At 66.6% G+C, this 18,856-nt stretch carries 23 protein-coding genes and 1 pseudogene; 19 read left to right on the forward strand and 5 right to left on the reverse strand.

Features of this window, described 5'->3' with window-relative positions; translation table 11 throughout:
- Positions 1-187: pseudogene (locus AC1DT7_RS23515) on the forward strand (ISAs1 family transposase); the annotation flags it as partial.
- Positions 188-335: 148 nt separating this feature from the next.
- Here AC1DT7_RS23515 and AC1DT7_RS23520 read toward each other — a convergent pair.
- Entirely contained in the window at positions 336-1,538 is a 1,203-nt protein-coding gene (locus AC1DT7_RS23520; RefSeq protein WP_478038666.1) for an MFS transporter, read from the reverse strand.
- Positions 1,539-1,807: 269 nt separating this feature from the next.
- Positions 1,808-2,473 (reverse strand): nitroreductase, encoded by a 666-nt coding sequence (locus AC1DT7_RS23525; protein ID WP_478038668.1) that lies wholly within the window; start codon positions 2,471-2,473, stop codon positions 1,808-1,810.
- Between the two features lie 106 nt (positions 2,474-2,579).
- On the opposite strand from AC1DT7_RS23525, the gene AC1DT7_RS23530 reads away from it, so the two are divergent.
- The 3 genes from AC1DT7_RS23530 to AC1DT7_RS23540 all read left to right on the forward strand — a co-directional run bounded on the left by AC1DT7_RS23530 (position 2,580) and on the right by AC1DT7_RS23540 (position 5,143).
- Entirely contained in the window at positions 2,580-3,749 is a 1,170-nt protein-coding gene (locus AC1DT7_RS23530; protein ID WP_478038670.1) for an acetyl-CoA C-acetyltransferase, read from the forward strand.
- A gap of 29 nt (positions 3,750-3,778) precedes the next feature.
- Entirely contained in the window at positions 3,779-4,561 is a 783-nt protein-coding gene (locus AC1DT7_RS23535) for an SDR family NAD(P)-dependent oxidoreductase (protein ID WP_478038671.1), read from the forward strand.
- Between the two features lie 132 nt (positions 4,562-4,693).
- Complete coding sequence (locus AC1DT7_RS23540; RefSeq protein WP_478038673.1) at positions 4,694-5,143, forward strand: acyl-CoA thioesterase; 450 nt, start codon at positions 4,694-4,696, stop codon at positions 5,141-5,143.
- A gap of 6 nt (positions 5,144-5,149) precedes the next feature.
- On the opposite strand, the gene AC1DT7_RS23545 is transcribed toward AC1DT7_RS23540, so the two are convergent.
- Together AC1DT7_RS23545 and AC1DT7_RS23550 are read right to left on the reverse strand one after the other, a co-directional pair.
- Positions 5,150-5,932, reverse strand: coding sequence for a crotonase/enoyl-CoA hydratase family protein (locus AC1DT7_RS23545; protein WP_478038675.1), 783 nt, complete (start codon positions 5,930-5,932; stop codon positions 5,150-5,152).
- 94 nt (positions 5,933-6,026) lie between these two features.
- A complete protein-coding gene (locus AC1DT7_RS23550; RefSeq protein WP_478038676.1) occupies positions 6,027-7,565 on the reverse strand; it encodes an acyl-CoA synthetase in 1,539 nt (512 codons plus the stop codon).
- Positions 7,566-7,717: 152 nt separating this feature from the next.
- On the opposite strand from AC1DT7_RS23550, the gene AC1DT7_RS23555 reads away from it, so the two are divergent.
- From AC1DT7_RS23555 to rbfA, 10 genes are all read left to right on the forward strand, one after another.
- Positions 7,718-8,155, forward strand: coding sequence for a PaaI family thioesterase (locus tag AC1DT7_RS23555; protein ID WP_478038677.1), 438 nt, complete (start codon positions 7,718-7,720; stop codon positions 8,153-8,155).
- A complete protein-coding gene (locus AC1DT7_RS23560) occupies positions 8,152-8,529 on the forward strand; it encodes a PaaI family thioesterase (protein WP_478038678.1) in 378 nt (125 codons plus the stop codon). The genes AC1DT7_RS23555 and AC1DT7_RS23560 overlap by 4 nt, the downstream gene beginning before the upstream one ends.
- Entirely contained in the window at positions 8,526-8,972 is a 447-nt protein-coding gene (locus AC1DT7_RS23565; RefSeq protein WP_478038680.1) for a hypothetical protein, read from the forward strand. The genes AC1DT7_RS23560 and AC1DT7_RS23565 overlap by 4 nt, the downstream gene beginning before the upstream one ends.
- A gap of 209 nt (positions 8,973-9,181) precedes the next feature.
- Positions 9,182-9,763, forward strand: a complete 582-nt coding sequence (gene rimP / locus AC1DT7_RS23570) for a ribosome maturation protein RimP (protein WP_478038682.1) — start codon at positions 9,182-9,184, stop codon at positions 9,761-9,763.
- Positions 9,763-11,379 (forward strand): transcription termination factor NusA, encoded by a 1,617-nt coding sequence (nusA, locus tag AC1DT7_RS23575; protein ID WP_478038684.1) that lies wholly within the window; start codon positions 9,763-9,765, stop codon positions 11,377-11,379. The genes rimP and nusA overlap by 1 nt, the downstream gene beginning before the upstream one ends.
- Positions 11,380-11,384: 5 nt before the next feature.
- Entirely contained in the window at positions 11,385-11,618 is a 234-nt protein-coding gene (locus AC1DT7_RS23580) for a tautomerase family protein (protein ID WP_478038685.1), read from the forward strand.
- The gene (locus AC1DT7_RS23585; protein ID WP_478038686.1) at positions 11,599-12,456 is read left to right on the forward strand and encodes a DUF448 domain-containing protein; all 858 of its coding nucleotides are present in this window, start codon (positions 11,599-11,601) and stop codon (positions 12,454-12,456) included. Before AC1DT7_RS23580 ends, AC1DT7_RS23585 begins: the two co-directional genes overlap by 20 nt.
- A 16-nt stretch (positions 12,457-12,472) precedes the next feature.
- Positions 12,473-15,193: a translation initiation factor IF-2 gene (infB, locus tag AC1DT7_RS23590; RefSeq protein ID WP_478038688.1), complete on the forward strand. Its 2,721-nt coding sequence runs from the start codon at positions 12,473-12,475 to the stop codon at positions 15,191-15,193.
- 1 nt (position 15,194) lies between these two features.
- A complete protein-coding gene (locus tag AC1DT7_RS23595; RefSeq protein WP_478038690.1) occupies positions 15,195-15,596 on the forward strand; it encodes a hypothetical protein in 402 nt (133 codons plus the stop codon).
- A complete protein-coding gene (gene rbfA / locus AC1DT7_RS23600; protein WP_478038692.1) occupies positions 15,593-15,994 on the forward strand; it encodes a 30S ribosome-binding factor RbfA in 402 nt (133 codons plus the stop codon). The genes AC1DT7_RS23595 and rbfA overlap by 4 nt, the downstream gene beginning before the upstream one ends.
- Here the strand turns inward: rbfA and AC1DT7_RS23605 are convergent, their stop codons facing one another.
- Positions 15,995-16,486, reverse strand: a complete 492-nt coding sequence (locus AC1DT7_RS23605; RefSeq protein WP_478038694.1) for a hypothetical protein — start codon at positions 16,484-16,486, stop codon at positions 15,995-15,997.
- Positions 16,487-16,614: 128 nt separating this feature from the next.
- Here AC1DT7_RS23605 and AC1DT7_RS23610 point away from each other — a divergent pair, with 128 nt between their 5' ends.
- From AC1DT7_RS23610 to truB, 5 genes are all read left to right on the forward strand, one after another.
- Entirely contained in the window at positions 16,615-16,869 is a 255-nt protein-coding gene (locus AC1DT7_RS23610) for an AbrB/MazE/SpoVT family DNA-binding domain-containing protein (protein ID WP_478038696.1), read from the forward strand.
- A complete protein-coding gene (locus tag AC1DT7_RS23615) occupies positions 16,869-17,258 on the forward strand; it encodes a type II toxin-antitoxin system VapC family toxin (protein WP_478038698.1) in 390 nt (129 codons plus the stop codon). Before AC1DT7_RS23610 ends, AC1DT7_RS23615 begins: the two co-directional genes overlap by 1 nt.
- Positions 17,258-17,839 carry a thymidine kinase gene (locus tag AC1DT7_RS23620; RefSeq protein ID WP_478038700.1) on the forward strand — a complete coding sequence of 194 codons (582 nt, stop codon included), beginning with the start codon at positions 17,258-17,260 and terminating at the stop codon, positions 17,837-17,839. The genes AC1DT7_RS23615 and AC1DT7_RS23620 overlap by 1 nt, the downstream gene beginning before the upstream one ends.
- A 92-nt stretch (positions 17,840-17,931) precedes the next feature.
- A complete protein-coding gene (locus tag AC1DT7_RS23625) occupies positions 17,932-18,297 on the forward strand; it encodes a DUF6491 family protein (protein WP_478038701.1) in 366 nt (121 codons plus the stop codon).
- Positions 18,298-18,339: 42 nt separating this feature from the next.
- The coding region (gene truB, locus AC1DT7_RS23630; protein WP_478038703.1) for a tRNA pseudouridine(55) synthase TruB at positions 18,340-18,856 on the forward strand (517 nt) is incomplete at its 3' end.

Consider the following 18,856-nt stretch of genomic DNA (forward strand, 5'->3'; position numbering starts at 1 on the left):
CGTCGCCTTCGGGGAAGATCGCATCCACACTCGATCCGACCACTGCGCCGAAAACCTTGCCCTGCTACGCCGGCTCGCCCTCAACCTGCTCCAGCACGATCCTGCCAAACTCTCCATCCGCGCCAAAATCAAACGCGCTGGCTGGAGCAATGGATACCTCTCATCGCTTCTCGCTCAAATGCGATAGCCCTGCCGGAACGGGGAGGGGGACCGCCCGCTTCTTCAGCGGGTGGTGGAGGGGCTTGGCGCGGGGCTGCTGTTCCGCATTCCAAGCCCCTCCACCATTCGCCAGAAGAGGCGGACGGTCCCCCTCCCCGAGCAAGCTCGGGGAGGAATTAAAGTGAGCGCCGCTCCAGACTCACCGACACCGCGAGGATCGCCAGCCCGCCCAGCGCGAGCCCGCACCCGACCCAGCCGGTCGAGGTCCAGCCGAACCCGGCCGTGATCGCCAGCCCGCCGAGCCACGGCCCGAGCGCATTCGCCACGTTGAACGCCGAATGGTTCAGTGCCGCCGCCAGCGCTTGCGCATCCCCCGCCACATCCATCAGCCGCGTCTGCAGCACAGTGCCCAGCGCGCCGCCGATGCCGATCGCGCAGACATCGATCAGCAGCGTCCAGAAATTCTGCGCAGCAAACGGAAAGAGCGCCAGCGCGACGAGGCTCCACACCAGCAATGCCGCGGCCGTCGGCATCAGCGCCCGGTCGGCATAACGCGGGATGATGAGATTGCCCGCCGTCATGCCCACGCCGAACACCATCAGCGCGACCGGCACCATCAGCGGCGATACGCCGGTCACCTCGGTCAGGGTCGAAGCGAGATAGGTATAGACCGCGAACAACCCGCCGAACCCGATCGCGCCGATGCCGAGCGTCAGCCACACCTGCCCGCGCTTCAGTGCATCCAGCTCGGCGAGCGGGCTGCGCGTCCTGTCGGGCTGGTCGCGCGGCGCATAGATTGCGACCAGCGCCGCGGTGAGCAGCGCCAGCGCGCCGACAATGGCGAAGCTCCAGCGCCACCCGATCGTCTGGCCGAGGAAATTGGCCAGCGGCACCCCGGCGATCGTCGCCACCGTCAGCCCAAGCAGCACCCGTGCGACCGCCTGGGTGCGCTTGCCCGGGGGGACCAAAGACGCCGCAACCAGCATCGCAATGCCGAAATAGGCGCCGTGCGGAAGGCCGGTGAGGAACCGCAGCCCCATCATCACGGTGTAGCTGGGCGAAAGCGCGGTCAGCACGTTCGCAACCGCGTAGAAGCCCATAAGCAGGATCAGCAAGGTGCGGCGCGACATACGCGCGGCGAGCACCGCGATGGTCGGCGCGCCCACCACCACGCCAAGCGCATAGGCGCTGATGACATGGCCCGCGGTCGGCGCATCGATATGCAGGTCGCGCGCGAAATCGGGGACCAGGCTCATCGTCGCGAATTCGGTGGTGCCGATCGCAAAACCGCCGACGGCCAGCGCGAGGTGAGTCAGGCCGACCCGGTGGGCGGGTGCGTCTGGTTCGGCAAGCAGCGTCGGCGCGGTCGGATCAAGCATCGGCCACAGGTGGCGATGCTGCAGTGCAGCGTCAATTGCAGAGTTGGAGTTGAGGGAGGCACTTGGTGCAGTTGCCTAAATTCCTCCCCGGAACGGGGAGGGGGACCGCGCTCGCGCGGTGGAGGGGCTTGGAGCGCGGCGCGCGTGCCCGAAACGCTCCATCGCAATTCGCGGAGCCGACGCGAAGGGCTCGCTCGTCGCGCTCCAAGCCCCTCCACCACTTCGTGGTCCCCCTCCCCCGCGATGCAGGGGAGGAATAAGGAAAGGAATTAAGGATGCACCGTCAGCCATTCCTCTTCCGGCGCCCGCTCGGTGCGCAGCCGGTTCGCCGGTTCGCTCTCATCCTCATAGCCGATTGCCATCCCGCAAAACAGCATCCGCTCCGGCGGCGTACCGAGGAAGCCGGTGATCGTCTCCGGATAGACCGCCCAGCATTCCTGCGCGCAGGTCGCGAGGCCGGCTTCCACCGCCAGCAGCATGACGTTCTGCAGATACATGCCGAGATCGGCCCATTGCGGCGGGCCCATCTGCCGGTCGATCGTGCAGAACAGGGCAGCCGGCGCGCCGAAGAACTGGAAGTTGCGCGCGAACCACATCCGCCGCGCTGCCTTGTCCTCGCGCGGGATGCCGATATGCGCGTACATCGCCTCGCCCACCGCGAAGCGCCGGTCGCGATAGGGCGCGGTCAGGCCAGGCGGGTAGATCGCATAGGCATGTTCCTCCGTCTCGCCAGCCATCAGCCTGGCCATCATCAGCGCCTTCAGCGCGGCGAGCGACTCGCCGGTGACCAGATCGACATGCCAGGGCTGCAGATTGCCGCCGGTCGCCGCCCGAGCTGCGCCGGTCACGATCCTTTTCAGCACATCGGCGTGGACCGGCCGTTCCAAAAATCCGCGGACCGACCGACGTGCCGCTACGGCATCCGTGACCTTCATCCTGCATCTCCCTATTTCGACGATTGGGTACGCCCCACCACCCTTGCCGACCCGCGATGATTGGGCAAGTATGGGTTGCAAATACGAACCTTATGGAGAGTCGAGCATGGCTGAAGCCTATATCGTGGAGGCGGTGCGCACCGCCGGCGGCAAGCGCGGGGGCAAGCTCGCCGGATGGCATCCGGCAGACATGGGCGGCGCCGTGCTCGACGCGATCGTCGACCGCTCGGGCATCGATCCGGCTGCGATCGAGGACGTCATCATGGGCTGTGTCAGCCAGGGCGGCGAACAGGGCTTCCAGATCGGGCGCGGCGCCGTGCTGGCGTCGAAGCTGCCCGAAAGCGTGCCCGCCGTGTCGATCGACCGGCAGTGCGGCAGCTCCCAACAGGCGATCCAGTTCGCGGCACAGGCGGTGCTCTCCGGTACGCAGGACGTGGTGATCGCCTCGGGCGTGGAGAGCATGACGCGCGTGCCGATGGGATCGACCGGCCTGCTGTTCGCGCAGGCCGGCCTCGGCAAATCCAAATCGCCGCGGCAGGAGGCGCGCTATCCCGGCGTTCAGTTCAGCCAGTTCCTCGGCGCGCAGATGATCGCCGATAAATATGGCTTCGACCGCGACCAGCTCGATCAATACGCGCTGGAAAGCCACAGGCGAGCCGCCGCCGCGACCGAGCGGGGCGATTTCAAGGGCGAGATCGTCGGACTCGAGATCACGACACCCGAGGGCGAGGCCTGCCACACCGTCGATGAGGGCATCCGTTTCGACGCAACCTTCGAGGGTATTCATTCGGTCAAGCTGCTGCAGGAAGGCGGCGCGATCTCCGCAGCCAATGCCAGCCAGATCTGCGACGGTGCCAGCGCGGTTCTGGTGGTCAGCGAGCGCGCGCTGAAGGAGCATGGCCTCACCCCGCTCGCGCGCATCCACAACCTGACCGTCACCGGCGGCGATCCCGTCATCATGCTGGAAGAGCCGCTGTTCGCGACCGACAAGGCGCTGAAGCGGGCGGGCATGAAGATCGAGGATATCGACCTGTACGAGGTCAACGAGGCATTCGCGCCCGTGCCGCTCGCCTGGCTGAAGCATGTCGGCGGCGATCCCGAGAAACTCAACGTCAATGGCGGCGCGATCGCGCTCGGCCATCCGCTCGGCGCATCGGGCACCAAGCTGATGGCCACCCTGGTCCACGCGCTGCACAAACGCGGCCTTCGCTACGGTCTGCAGACCATGTGTGAGGGCGGCGGCATCGCCAACGTCACCATCATCGAGCGGCTCTGACCCGCCCACGCATTTTTGAGAGGAAACAGATGAAACTCGACAACAATATCGCCGCCGTCGTCACCGGCGGTGCCTCCGGCCTTGGCGAAGCGACCGCGCGGGCGCTTGCCGCCAAGGGCGTGAAGGTCGCCATCTTCGATCTCCAGGCGGAGAAGGGCGAGAAGCTCGCGGCCGAGATCGGCGGCGTGTTCTGCGAAGTGAACGTAACCTCCGACGAGAGCGTCGATGCCGGCTTCGCCAAGGCGCGTGCCGCGAACGGCCAGGAAAGCGTGCTCGTCTGCTGCGCCGGCACCGGCAATGCGATGAAGACCGCGAGCCGCTCCAAGGAAGACGGCAGCATCAAGCATTTCTCGCTCGAGGCGTTCAACTGGCTCATCCAGATCAATCTGGTCGGCACCTTCCGCTGCGTGGCGAAATCCGCCGCCGGCATGCTGACGCTTACGCCCGGCGAGGATGGCGAGCGCGGGGCGATCGTGATGACCGCCAGCGTCGCGGCCGAGGACGGACAGATCGGCCAGGCGGCCTATTCGGCGTCGAAGGGCGGCGTGGTCGGCATGACCCTGCCGATCGCGCGCGACCTGATGGGCGAGGGCATCCGCGTCAACACGATCCTGCCCGGCATCTTCAACACCCCGCTGATGCAGGGCGCGCCGCAGCAGGTGAAGGATAATCTCGCCGCATCGGTGCCGTTCCCCAAGCGCCTCGGCAACGCGCCGGAATATGCACAACTCGCACTCGCGATGGTCGAGAACAGCTATTTCAACGGCGAGGACGTCCGCCTCGACGGCGCCATCCGCATGGCGCCGCGGTGACCTCTAGCCCCCTCCCGCTTGCGGGAGGGGGTTGGGGGTGGGCGCCCGGCCACCTCCAACGCTTCGCTCGCTGATACCGCGAGCCCACCCCTCGATCCCCTCCCGCAAGCGGGAGGGGAGGAAGAAGGAGCAATGCCGAGACCCGATCCAACCCGCCTCGCCCCGTCCGCCTATCCCCATAGCGAGACGATCCAGACCCGCTTCCAGGATCTCGATCCGCTCGGCCATATCAACAATGTCGCGATGGCGGCGCTGTTCGAGAGCGGCCGGGTTCGCTTCAATCAGGCGATGGGGCTGGCCGGCTGGGCGGGCCATCGCTGGCTCGTCGCCCGGATCGAGATCAATTACATCGCCGAGGGCAATTTCCCCGCCGATGTCGAGATCGCGACAGGTATCGGCGAGATAGGCACGAGAAGCTGGCAGATCCTGTCCACCGCCTTCCAGCAGGGTTTCGCCATCGCGACCTGCGACGCCTCGATCGTGATGAGCGGCGCATCGGGTGCGACGCGGCTGCCCGACGATTTCCGCGCCGGGCTGGAAAAATACCGGATCGAGACGGCGACGCCCCTGCCCAATCTGTGAAAGCCCTCAGTCCTTAAATTTGGGCGTGCGCTTTTCCATATTGGCCATGACCGCCTCGACCTGATTGGGCTGGCGGATCACCCGCAACTGCTCGACCGTCTCGGCATCGAGAATCTCCCTGGGGTCAGCATCGGCGGCCAGGTTGAACAGCCGCTTCGAGCCACGCACCGCATGGGGACTACGCCCGGCAATCTCCTGCGCCAGCGCCATCGCCGCTGCGTGCGGATCATCGGCAAGACGGGTGACGAAGCCATAGCCCAGCGCCTCCTCGGCCGTGAATTCCCGCGCGGTATAGGTCAGTTCACGCAACACATCGTCGCGCGCCAGCGTGCGCCACAAGGCGATGCCGCCCATATCGGGCACGAGGCCCCAATGTCCCTCACGGATCGACATTCGGGTACCGGGCGCGGCGATGCGGATATCGGCGCCCGACATGATCTGGAACCCGCCGCCCAGCGCCACGCCGTGCACCGCCGCGATCACCGGCATGGGCAGCATGCGCCAGCCCCAGGACACCTGCTGCACCAGATTGGCGCCGTCCGGCCGCCGGCTGCCGAGATCGATGCCCGATCCGCCGCCCGCCATGCTCTGCATGTCCAGCCCGGCGCAAAAGGCCCGCCCCTCGCCCGACAGCACGACGGCGCGGACATTGGCCATGCCGTGCAACTGGTCGATCGCCGCCGCGATGCCCTTGAACATGGCCGGATCGATCGCGTTCATCTTGTCCGATCGGGTCAGGCGGACATCGGCGACATGATCGGCAACGGTGATCGAGACTCGGTCGTTCATGATTTTCTCCGTCGCCCCGGCGGAGGCCGGGGCCGTTACGTTGCTTCGGGTGCGCTACCTTACTTAGCGGCTCCGGTCTCCGCCGGGCGACATGTCACACGATCCGCCCACCGCCAGCGCCCCAATAACGATCGCGCACCAGCCGCTTGTAGAGCTTGCCCGTCGCATGGCGCGGCAGCTCCTCGGTGAAGTCGATCTGGCGCGGCGTCTTCACGCCCGACAATTCGGCGCGACACCAGGCGGTGAGTTCGTCGGCCAGGCCGGGCCCAGCCTCCGCCATGTCGACCGGCTGAACCACCGCGACGACCCGCTCGCCCATTTCCGGGCAGGGCGCTCCGATGACCGCGACATCCGCGACGCGCGGATGCGTGATCAGCCGGTTCTCGATCTCCTGCGGATAGATGTTCACCCCGCCGGAGATGATCATGAAGCTCTTGCGATCGGTGAGGTAGAGATATCCCTCGGCATCGATCCGCCCGATATCGCCGAGCGTGGTCCAGCCCTTCGCGTTGCGCGCCTCCGCGGTCTTGTCCGGATCATTGTGATATTCGAACTGGCCGCCGCCCTCAAAATAGACCAGCCCCTCCTCGTCGACCCCGAGCTCCTCGCCGGCCTCGTCGCAGATATGCAGCACGCCGTACGCCGCCTTGCCCACCGATCCCTTGTGGCCAAGCCATTCCTCGGACGTGATCGTGGTCAGGCCGTTCCCTTCGGAGCCGGCATAATATTCGTACAGCACGGGGCCCCACCACGCGATCATCGCTTCCTTGACCGGGATCGGACAGGGGGCGGCGGCGTGGATCGCGACCCTCAGGCTCGACAGGTCGAAGCGGCTGCGATCCTCCTCGCCCAGCTTGAGCATGCGCACGAAATGGGTCGGCACCCACTGGCTCGCATTGGCGCGATAGGTCTCGATCGCGGCCAGCGCCGTCAGCGGCGAGAAATGCTGCATCATCACCACCGTGCCGCCGAGTCGGAGCACCGTCATCGACCAGCGCAGCGGAGCGGCATGATAGAGCGGCGCCGGGCTGAGATAGACGCTGTCCGGCCCGAGCCCATAGAGGCCCCGGGCCAGCATCATCAGCACGTTTGGCGCCGCGATGTTCGGATCCTCGGGCAATGCCACGCGCACCCCCTTGGGCCGCCCGGTGGTGCCGGACGAATAGAGCATGTCGATCCCCGCGCGTTCGTCGGCGATCGGCGTATCGGGCATCGCCGCGACCGCTTCTTCCCAGCACAACCAGCCCGGCGCCGCGCCACCGATCGCGTAAAGCGCGGTATCCGCAAGATCGGCTGCCAGATGCCCCGCCACCTCCAGCTCGGCCGAGGCGACGACCAGCTTCGCGCCGCTGTCGCGTACGATATAGGCGACCTCGGGCGCGGTCAGCTTGGTGGAGATGCAGACATAGAAGAGGCCGCTGCGCTGGGCGCCCCAGGCCACATCGTAGAAGGCCGGCACATTCTCCAGGAACAGCGCGATGGTGTCGCCAGCTACCAGCCCGGCCGAACGGAACAGCTGCGCCGCCCGGTTCGATCGCCGGTCGAGTTCCGCAAAGCTCACTGTCTCGCCGGTCTCGGCGACGATCAGCGCAGGCTTGTCGGGCGTGTCCGCCGCGTGAATGCTGGGATGCACCCGCCTCTCCTATCCGTTGTTCTTTGCAACCGAAGCTATACGGAGGCGAAGGGCCCTGCAATGGGTGGGTCGGAAGGATCTCTCCTCGCCGTTTGCTGCGGCCAAGCCGATCTTCTTTACGGATTACGCTGCACTGCAGTAGAGGTCACGCGATGACGACGCCCGCCTTTCGCTTCGACCCCGAACGTTTCCTGCGCAATGGCGCGGGTGGCCATGGCCGTCTGCTCGGTCTCGGCTATCACGCGCATGGCGAGGATTGGGTCGAGCTCGCCTTGCCCTATGACAAGGACCAGATCGGCGAGTCCGACACCGGCGTGATCGCCTCCGGCCCGATCCTGTCGATGATGGACATGGCGACGAGCATGGCGGTGTGGCTGCGGCTCAACGCATTCCGCGCGCATGCGACGCTCGACCTGCGCGTCGATTATCTGCGGCCGGCAACCCCGGGCAAGACGGTGATCGGTCGCGGTGAATGCTATCGTATCAGCCGCTCGATCGCCTTTGTGCGCGGCCAGGCGCATGACGGCGATCCGGCCGATCCGCTGGCGCATGTCGCCGGCACCTTCATGGCGCCGGAGGGCTATCTGTGAGCCTGCCACCCTATGCCGACCTGCTCGGGCTGAGCGTCGATCCCGATGATGAGAGCGTGCTGATCATGCCGTTCGCCGAGGGCGTGCTCGGGCGCCCCGGCTTCCTGCACGGCGGCGCGATCAGCGGGCTGATGGAGATGGCGGCGATCGTCGCCGTCCGCCAGGCGCTGGCCGAGGAAGGCGGCGGCCGGATCAAGCCGATCAACGTCACGGTCGATTTCATGCGCGGCGGGCGCGACAAGCCGACCCGGGCGCAGGGCGTGGTGACGCGACTCGGCACGCGCGTCGCCAATGTCGAGGCGACGGCGTGGCAGGATGACCGCGACAAACCCATCGCTGCGGCACGCCTCAACTATCTGATCGCACGACCATGACCGACCCGCGGGCACAGGCTGAAACCTATGCTGGGGAAGCGGAGCGGTTGCGGGATGCCGGCGACCATTATGAGGCGTTGATCCACCAGCGCCGCGCCGTGGCGTTGCTGCGCGATGCGGACGATGTCCCGGCGCTCGCCAGGGCGATTCGCCGGGTGGCGGATATCCTGGTCGAGGCCGGCCGCCCGGAGGAAGCCGCCGCAGCGATCACCGAGATGCTCGGCCTCTATCACGCCATGCCGGACGCCCCGCCGCTCGATATCGGCAACGCCCTGCGCAGTGCCGCGCTCCAGGCCGAGGCGATCAACGACAGCGACACCGCCTGGATCTTCTGGATCCAGGCCCGCGCACGCTATGCCCTGCTCGACGAGGCGGGCGGGGACGGGCCGGCCAATCCTCATGTCGCCGATGCCGATGCGCATCTGAAGAAGCTGCGCGGCTGATCGGCACGGGCCGGCAGCGACTCGCCGGATAATCCGCCAACGAACGCATCGCCTCGGGATAGAACGGCAGAATGCTTCCCCCTCGTACGAGGGGGCCTTGCCGCAGAGGCCAACCCGCCGTATATCGCCCTCTCAATTCTCTACATCGTTATTGGTGAAGAGGTCGGGGCCACACGGTCCCGGCGACGAGAGGGCATGTTTAAAACCTGATGACGGACATCGCGAAGCTTGCGCACCTGATAGAACCCGAGGCGAATGCCCTGGGCTTCGATCTCGTGCGCGTGAAGATGTTCGGCAACCGGGACGACCTGACCCTGCAGGTGATGGCCGAGCGGCCGGATACCCGGCAGCTGACGATCGACGATTGCGCCGAGCTGTCGCGCCGCATCTCCGACCTGTTCGACGAGAAGGACCCGATCGAGGAGGCTTATCGCCTCGAGGTCAGTTCGCCGGGCATCGACCGTCCGCTGACCCGGCTCAAGGATTTCCAGGACTGGGCGGGGCATGAGGCGCGCATCCACCTCACCGCGCCGGTCGATGGCCGCAAACAGCTCACCGGCATCTTGAAGGGTGTCGAGGACGAGCGCATCACCATCGACGTGAACAAGCATGAGCCGATGATCATCGGCTTCGATCAGGTCGCCAATGCCAAGCTGCTGCTGACCGACGCGCTGATCGCCTCGACCCGGCCCCTGTCGCTGGACGGTGTCGAGGAAGAAGAATTCGAAGTAGAGGCGCCGGAAGGTGTCGAGAGCAACCCAGACGATATCATGAGTGAAGGGCAAGACTGATGGCCACCGCCGTTTCCGCCAACAAGGCAGAGCTGATCGCGATCGCGAACGCCGTCGCCACCGAGAAGATGATCGACAAGGGCATCGTGATCGAGGCGATGGAGGACGCGATCCAGCGTGCCGCCCGTGCCCGCTATGGCGCCGAGAACGACATCCGCGCAAAGCTCGACCCGAACTCGGGCGACCTGCGCCTGTGGCGCGTCGTCGAGGTGGTCGAGGCCGTCGACGACTATTTCAAGCAGGTGAACCTGAAGGAAGCGCAGAAGCTCCAGCCGGGCGCGGTCGTCGGCGATTACATCGTCGATCCGCTGCCCCCGATCGAGTTCGGCCGCATCGCCGCCCAGGCCGCCAAGCAGGTCATCTTCCAGAAGGTCCGCGACGCAGAGCGCGAACGCCAGTATGAAGAATTCAAGGACCGCATGGGCGAGATCATCACCGGTGTGGTGAAGCGCGTCGAGTTCGGTCACGTCGTGGTCGACCTTGGCCGCGCGGAAGGCGTCATCCGCCGCGACGCGCAGATCCCGCGCGAGATCGTGCGCGTGAACGATCGCATCCGGGCGCTGATCCTCAACGTCCGCCGCGAGAACCGCGGCCCGCAGATCTTCCTCAGCCGCGCCCACCCCGACTTCATGAAGAAGCTGTTCGCGCAGGAAGTGCCGGAAATCTACGACGGCATCATCGAGATCAAGGCAGCCGCCCGCGACCCGGGCAGCCGCGCCAAGATCGGCGTCATCTCGCATGACTCCAGCATCGATCCGGTCGGCGCGTGCGTCGGCATGAAGGGCAGCCGGGTCCAGGCCGTCGTGCAGGAAATGCAGGGCGAGAAGATCGACATCATCCCGTGGTCGCCCGACACCGCGACCTTCGTCGTCAACGCGCTTCAGCCGGCATCCGTGTCGCGCGTCGTGATCGACGAGGAAGAGGATCGCATCGAGGTCGTCGTTCCCGACGATCAGCTGTCGCTCGCCATCGGCCGCCGCGGCCAGAATGTCCGCCTCGCCAGCCAGCTGACCGGCAAGGCGATCGACATCCTGACCGAGGCCGACGCCTCGGAGAAGCGCCAGAAGGAATTCCTCGAGCGCACCGAGATGTTCCAGACCGAGCTCGACGTCGACGAGACACTGGCCCAGCTGCTGGTTGCCGAAGGCTTCGGCGCGCTGGAAGAGGTGGCCTATGTCGAGGCCGACGAAATCGCCTCGATCGAAGGGTTCGACGAGGATCTCGCCGCCGAGCTGCAGAACCGCGCGACCGAGGCGCTCGAGCGCCGCGAGGAAGCCAACCGCACGCTGCGTCGCGAGCTTGGCGTGTCCGACGATCTCGCCACCATGCCCTATATCACCGAGGCGATGCTGGTGACGCTCGGCAAGGCCGGGATCAAGACGCTCGACGATCTCGCCGATCTGGCGACCGACGAGCTGATCCAGAAGAAGCGCCAGGAGCCGCGCCGCCGCAACGAGGACGCGCCAAAGCGTCCCGAGGACAAGGGCGGCGTGCTTGGCGAATATGGCCTGAGCGACGAACAGGGCAACGAGATCATCATGGCCGCCCGCGCGCACTGGTTCGAGGATGACGACGCACCCGCCGCCGAGGCCGCGACCACGGACGAGGAAGCGTAAGCACCATGCCGTTCGTCAGCATCCGGATCGCGGGCACCGCGACGCACGACCAGAAAGCGGGGATCGTCGCTGACGTGACCCGTTCGCTGGTGGAGCGTCTCGGCAAACCCGCGGGCGCGGTGCAGATCGTGATCGAGGAAATCTCCACGGAGAATTACGGCGCTGGCGGGCTGCTTCTGGCAGACCGCGACGCGCCGAAGCCATTGCAGGAGGACGCGCATGCGGAATCCTCGCAATGAAACGCTAGTCGACAAGACATCGTCTCAGCCTTCTTCCCCCCTCCCGCCTGCGGGAGGGGCCGGGGATGGGCGCCCGGCTTCAACGAGCGATGCCGCTGATGGCGAGCGCGCGCCCTCCCGCAAGCGGGAAGGGAAGAGTGATCCCATCCGCCGCTGCATCCTGATCGGCGACCGCGCGCCCCGCGCCGCGCTGGTGCGGCTTGCGCTGTCACCCGACGGCCATGTCCTGCCCGATGTCCGCGCCAAGGCCCCCGGCCGCGGCGCGTGGATCGGCGTGACAAAGGCGGAACTCGAAACCGCCCTCGCCAAGGGCAAGCTCAAGGGCGCGCTCGCCCGCGCGTTCAAGACCGGCCCGGTCCTCATCCCCGACGACCTGCCCGCCCTGATCGAAGCAGCGCTGGAACGCGCTGCGCTCGACCGGCTCGGCCTCGAATCCCGCTCCGGCGGCCTGCTGATCGGCACCGAGCGGATCGAAACCGCCGCCCGGTCCGGCAAGCTTCACCTGTTGCTCCACGCCGCCGATGCGGGCGAGGACGGCAACCGCAAGCTCGATCAGGCCTGGCGCGTCGGCAAGGACGAGGAAGGCAGCGGCCAGAGGGGCTTGGCGCTGCCCGTGTCACGCACCATATTGGCCGTGGCACTAGGCCGCCAGAATGTGGTACATATAGGCCTGACTGATCCCGATGCGGCGAAGCGGGTGGGCGAAGCGCTCCATCGCTGGCTGCATTTTATCGGCCCTGACCCAGGTACAGCGCCTTGCGAAACTGTCTCGCAGGGCGCAACGCCGTTTGAAACCGAGCCGACGGACGGTGGCGCGTCCGATACGGCCGAAGATTGATCTACGAGGAATTTGAGTGAGCGATACCGACAACGAAAAGCCGAAACTGGGCATGCGCGCGCCGCTGGGGCTGAAGCGCACGGTCGAGACGGGCAAGGTGAAGCAGAGCTTCAGCCATGGCCGTTCCAACACCGTGGTCGTGGAAGTGAAGAGCCGGCGTGTCCTGCGGCGTCCCGGTGAGGCCGAAGCGCCCGCGGTCGAAGAGGTACAGGCCCCTGCGCCCGTCGCCGCCGCTCCGGTGCGCGCGCCAGAGCCGCCGCGCCCGGCGCCCGTCTCGCCTGCCAATTCGCTGCTGTCGCGCCAGGAGCTGCAGACCAAGCTGCTCCGCGAGGCAGACGAGTCGCGCATGAACGCGCTCGAGGAAACACGACGCCGCGAAGAGCGCGATCGCCTCGAAGCACTCGAGGAAGAGCGCCGCCGCGCCGAAGAAAATCGTCGCGCCGGCGATGCCCCGGATTCGCCCGCCGCGCCCGAACCGCCCGCGCAGCCAGCGCAGCAGGCCCCTGTCGAGGCTCCGGCGCCGGCAACGCCCGTTGCCGCGGCACCGGTCGAGGTGGCGGCACCGCCGCCTCCCCCGCCGCCTCCGCCCCCTCCTCCCGCGCCGCCGCAGCCGCTCACGGTCACGCTCGATCCCAGCATGCCCGCGCCGCGCCGCTTCACACCCGTGCCCCGGCCCGAGCGCCCCGCGCCGCGCCCGGCACCCGTCGCCGCGCCCACGCCGGCCCCTGCTGCAACGCCTGCGCCTGCATCGGGCGCGCCCAAGCGTCCCGGCCCGGTTACCGCCGCGCCGAGCAACGACGGTCCCAACCGCCCGCAGCAGCGTGACCGCAAGGGCGACGACCGCCGCACCGCCGGCAAGCTCACCGTCAACCGCGCCCTGGGCGAGGGTGATGGCGCCCGTGCCCGCAGCCTCGCTGCGCTGAAGCGCGCGCGCGAGAAGGAACATCGCCGGATGGGCGGCCCGCGCGAGGCGCAGGCCAAGCAGGTCCGCGACGTCGTCGTGCCTGAGGCGATCACCGTCCAGGAACTCGCCAACCGCATGGCGGAAAAGGGTGCCGACCTGGTCAAGGCGCTGTTCAAGATGGGCATGCCCGTCACGATCAACGCGACGATCGACCAGGACACGGCCGAGCTGCTGGTGACCGAATTCGGCCACAACATCACCCGTGTCAGCGATTCGGACATCGATCTCGCGAACGACACGCACGAGGAAGAGGACGGCGCTGCCGTGCCGCGTCCTCCGGTGGTCACAATCATGGGCCATGTCGATCACGGCAAGACCTCGCTGCTCGACGCGCTCCGCGGCACCGATGTGGTGAAGGGCGAAGCCGGCGGCATCACCCAGCATATCGGCGCCTATCAGGTCACCCTGAAGGACAAGTCGAAGATCACCTTCCTCGACACGCCGGGCCATGAGGCTTTCACGGAAATGCGCGCGCGCGGCGCCAACGTCACGGATATCGTGGTGCTGGTCGTGGCCGCCGATGACGGCTTGAAGCCGCAGACGATCGAGGCGATCAACCACACCAAGGCGGCCGGCGTGCCGATGATCGTGGCGATCAACAAGATCGACAAGCCTGACGCCAACCCGCAAAAAGTCCGCGAGGCGCTGCTTCAGTATGAAGTCGTCGTCGAGGAAATGTCGGGTGACGTCCAGGACGTCGAAGTCTCCGCTCTCAAGAAGACCGGCCTCGACGAGCTGGTCGAGAAAATCCAGCTTCAGGCCGAACTGCTCGAGCTGAAGGCGAATCCGGACCGCGATGCCGAAGGCACCGTGATCGAGGCGAAGCTCGACAAGGGCCGCGGCCCGGTCGCGACCGTCCTCGTCAATCGCGGCACGCTCAAGGTCGGCGACGTGTTCGTCGTCGGCGCCGAGAGCGGCAAGGTCCGTGCGATGACCAACGACAAGGGCCAGCAGATCAAGGAAGCCGGCCCGTCCATGCCGGTCGAGGTGCTCGGCCTGTCCGGGGTGCCGCGTGCCGGCGATCAACTGACCGTGGTCGAGAACGAGGCGCGTGCCCGCGAAGTTGCGGAGTATCGCCAGAGCGTGATCACCAGCAAGCGGACGACCTCCGCCCCGGCCAGCCTGGAGAGCATGTTCTCCGCGCTCAAGGACAAGCAGGCGATCGAATATCCGCTCGTCGTCAAGGCCGACACGCAAGGGTCGGTCGAAGCCATCGTCAACTCGATCAACAAGATCTCGACCGACGACATCAGGGCACGGGTGCTCCACTCGGGCGTTGGCGGTATCACCGAGAGCGATGTCACCCTGGCGGGTGCGTCGGGCGCGCCGATCATCGGCTTCAACGTCCGCGCCAACGCCAAGGCACGCGAGATCGCCGAACGCCAGAAGGTCGCGCTCAAATATTATGACGTGATCTACGACCTGATCGACGACATCCGCGCCGGCATGGCGGGCGAGCTTGGCCCCGAGGCATTCGAGACGGTCGTTGGCCGCGCCGAAATCCGCGAGGTCTTCTCGGCCGGCAAGCATGGCCGGGCCGCCGGTCTGCTGGTGGTCGAGGGCTATATCCGCAAGGCGCTCAAGGCCCGCATCACGCGCGACGACGTCATCATCTACAATGGCGAAATCGCGTCGCTCAGGCGCTTCAAGGACGACGTGGCCGAGGTTCGTGCCGGTCTGGAATGCGGCGTGACCTTCGCCAGCCACACCGACATCAAGCCGGGCGACTTCCTCGAAACCTATGAAGTCGAGCTGCGCGAACGGACGCTGTAAGATGAATCGGTTGCCGGCCGGCGCAGCACTTGGCCTCGGCCTGGTGCTGGCCGGCTGCGGCGAGCCGACGATCGAATGGCAGCGTGCGGCATCGCGCGACGGCCAGTATATCGCGACCGCCGAATATGATGCGCCGGTGCTGGACAGGAAGGACACCTATGTGTTCCTCCAGTCCGGCAAGCCCTTCACCCGCGAGGCGGTGTATCAGAGCCATATGCACGACTGTGTCGTGCTGCGCTGGACTGGCCCGCGCGCGCTCACGATCAATCACCTCTCCGCCGTGCCGACCAAACGCGAGCCGGAATGGAAACCGCGATGGGGCGGTGCCCCGGTGAAGATCACCTATCGCGACTTTAGCCTGGTCGGCCTGACGCTTCCCCCCGAATGTACGGTGATGAAATGAGACCCGCCGAAACGCCCGAGACCCGTTCAGTCCGCCTGCTCCGCGTCGGCGAGCAGGTACGCCACACGCTCAGCGACATCCTCGCGCGCGGCGACGTGCATGACGAGGTGCTGGCCAAGCATCTCGTGACCGTCACCGAAGTGCGCATGTCGCCCGACCTGCGCCACGCCACCGTCTTCATCAAGCCGCTGCTCGGCAAGGACGAGGAAGCGGTGATGAAGGCGCTGCGCACCAACACCGCCTATCTCCAGCGCGAGGTCGCCGCGAAGGTGAACACGCGCTACGCCGCCAAGCTGAAATTCGTCGCCGACGAGAGTTTCGACGAGGGCAGCCATATCGACAGGCTGCTGCGCGATCCGCATGTCGCACGCGACCTGACCCAAGACGACGAGGCCTGATCAGCCGGCGCGCCAGGCCTGTGCTTGCCGGATCAACAGGGCGCAGCTGACCCACAGGATCACCGCGGCGCCCAGGCCGGTGAGGCCGCGCTCCGGCCCCGGGAACAGCAGCGCGGCGAGGCCGAGCGCGACCAGCGCGGCGCCGGTCGCATAATAGAGCGGCAACGGGATTCCGCGCGCGAGCGGCAGGAAGTGCAGTCCGACGATGATCGCGATCACCGGCGCGATCGCCTCCCGCGCGCCGATATTGATGCAGACATTGGCCGCGACGAAGATCGCCACCCCTTCGACCGCGCTCCAGATACCGACCAGCCGGCCGACATTCGGGTTGCGCGGGCGTTCGGTGCCGGTCGTACGCAGGCCCCAGCCGATCAGCGCGCCGGAAATGACGGCCGGAACGGCCAGCACCGCCCATGGCAACCCAGCTCCGACCGCGCCCACCACGAACCAGATGGCCGCGAATATGTTGAGAACCCAGATACCGCCGCGCATGTTCCGCCCCTTGATTATTGTTCCTGACCAGATCCCCGGAGGACGGTATCTATCGCGACCGGACCGGCAAAGCGATTGACTTCAGGGGAAGTAAGACACATCTTACCTTCGTGAACGCCAAAACAACGATGTCGGCCAAGGGCCAAGTGGTGATCCCGAAGGACGTTCGGGACGAGCTGGGCCTGCATGCGGGCCAGGCTCTCGACGTCGTCAAGATGAATGGCGGTGTGTTCCTGCGGCCGGTGGCGCAAAAGTCGGGCCGGTCGTTTGATGAGATCCTTCGGGAAATCAGGTCGCTATACCAGCATGAAGGTCCGCCGGTGTCGATCGAGGAGATGAATGCCAGCGTCGATCGAATGTTTCGAGAGACCTGGAAGGATTGATGACCCGGGCGCTGGATACCAACATCGTCATCCGTTTCCTGACCAACGACAATCCTGAACAGGTCGCAATTGCCCAACGCCTGTTCCAGCAGGACTTCATCATCTCGTCATCGGTTTTTATGGAATCGGAATGGGTTCTGCGATCCGTATATCGATGGAACCGGCAACGGATCGCCATGGCGTTCCGCTCCATCCTCGACCTGCCAGCGTTCATATCCGCGCCGCCCGAAATGGCATGGGTCATAGACCGATTCAGCGAAGGCGCGGACTTTGCCGACATGATCCACATCGGCGCGGCGCAGGGCGCCTCTGCCTTTGCGACGTTCGACGCCGGTATTGCAGGGATCGCAGGCCCGACTAGCCCCCTCCCGATCGAGACACTCGCCTGATGGCCAAGCTCTATTTCTACTACGCCTCGATGAATGCGGGGAAATCTACCACCCTGCTCCAGGCCGATTTCAACTATCGCGAGCGCGGGATGCGTACCCTGTTGTTCACCGCGGCGATCGACGACCGGTTCGCGGCCGGCACCGTCACCTCGCGGATCGGCCTCGGCGCCAATGCGATCGCGTTCGATCGCGACACCGACTTGGCCGCGATCGTGGTGCACGGCCACGAGGCGCCACCCGCCTGCGTCTTGGTGGACGAGGCGCAGTTCCTGACCGCGACACAGGTCGACCAACTCGCGGCCCTGGCCGATTTTCACGATGTGCCCGTGCTCGCCTACGGCCTCCGCACCGATTTCCAGGGGCAGTTGTTCGAAGGGTCGGCACGGCTGCTGGCGATCGCCGATTCGCTCATCGAGATCAAATCGGTCTGCGCCTGCGGCCGCAAGGCGACGATGAACATGCGGGTCGATGCCGCCGGCCATCCGATCCGCGAAGGCGCCCAGACCGAGATCGGCGGCAATGACCGTTACGTCGCGATGTGCCGACGCCACTTCATCGAGCGTACAGCCGGGCTGGCGTAGGAACGGTTCCTTCCCTTTCGCGGCCGAGTCGAGGCGCCGGCCCTTTGGGCCGATTCGAGGCCCCGGCTCTTTGGGCCGATTCGAGGAACGTCATGATGCTCAATCGCACGCTGCTTGCCCTGCCGCTGGCTGCCCTGTGCGCCGCGGCAGCGCCTGCGCAGACGACACCGCCTGCCCCCGGCACGCCGGCGACGATCCCGTTCGTCGAGCATGACGGCATCTACGACTTCCAGCCCGATGGCGACCGGGCAGTCTATCTCCAGGATCGCACCCGCAAATGGTATCGCGCAACCGTGCTGGGGCCCTGCCTCGGCCTGACCTTCGCCACCCGGATCGGCGTGGAGACACGCGGCACGAGCTCGCTCGACCGCTATGGCACGCTGCTGGTCGACGGGCAGCAATGCCAGATCGACCAGCTGGTGACGAGCGGCCCGCCGCCGAAAAAGGCGAAGAAGTGAGCCTGCTGGCCCCGGGCGCCCCACCCAGCTAGGGCGTGACGGATGCACGGTTGGATCATCCTCGACAAACCGCTCGGACTCGGCTCGACCCAGGGCGTGTCGGCGGTCAAGCGCGCGCTGCGCAATGGCGGTTACGGCAAGTTCAAGACCGGGCACGGCGGCACGCTCGATCCGCTTGCGACCGGCGTGCTGCCGATCGCGATCGGCGAGGCGACCAAGCTCGCCGGGCGGATGCTCGACAGCGACAAGGTCTATGACTTCACCATCGGCTTCGGGGTGGAGACGGATACGCTCGACCTGGAAGGCGCGGCGATTGCCCGGTCGGAGGCCCGGCCCACACTGGCCGAGGTCGAGGCGGTGCTGCCGCGCTTCACCGGCCCGATCGAGCAGGTGCCGCCGGCCTATTCGGCGCTCAAGGTCGATGGCCAGCGCGCGTATGACCTGGCGCGCGCGGGCGAGGATGTCGTGCTGGCGAGTCGCTCGGTGGTGATTCACGCCCTAAGCTCCTCCCCGGAACGGGGAGGGGGACCGCCCGCTTCTTCAGCGGGTGGTGGAGGGG

The organism is Sphingomonas sp. P3_C6 (assembly GCF_056402595.1).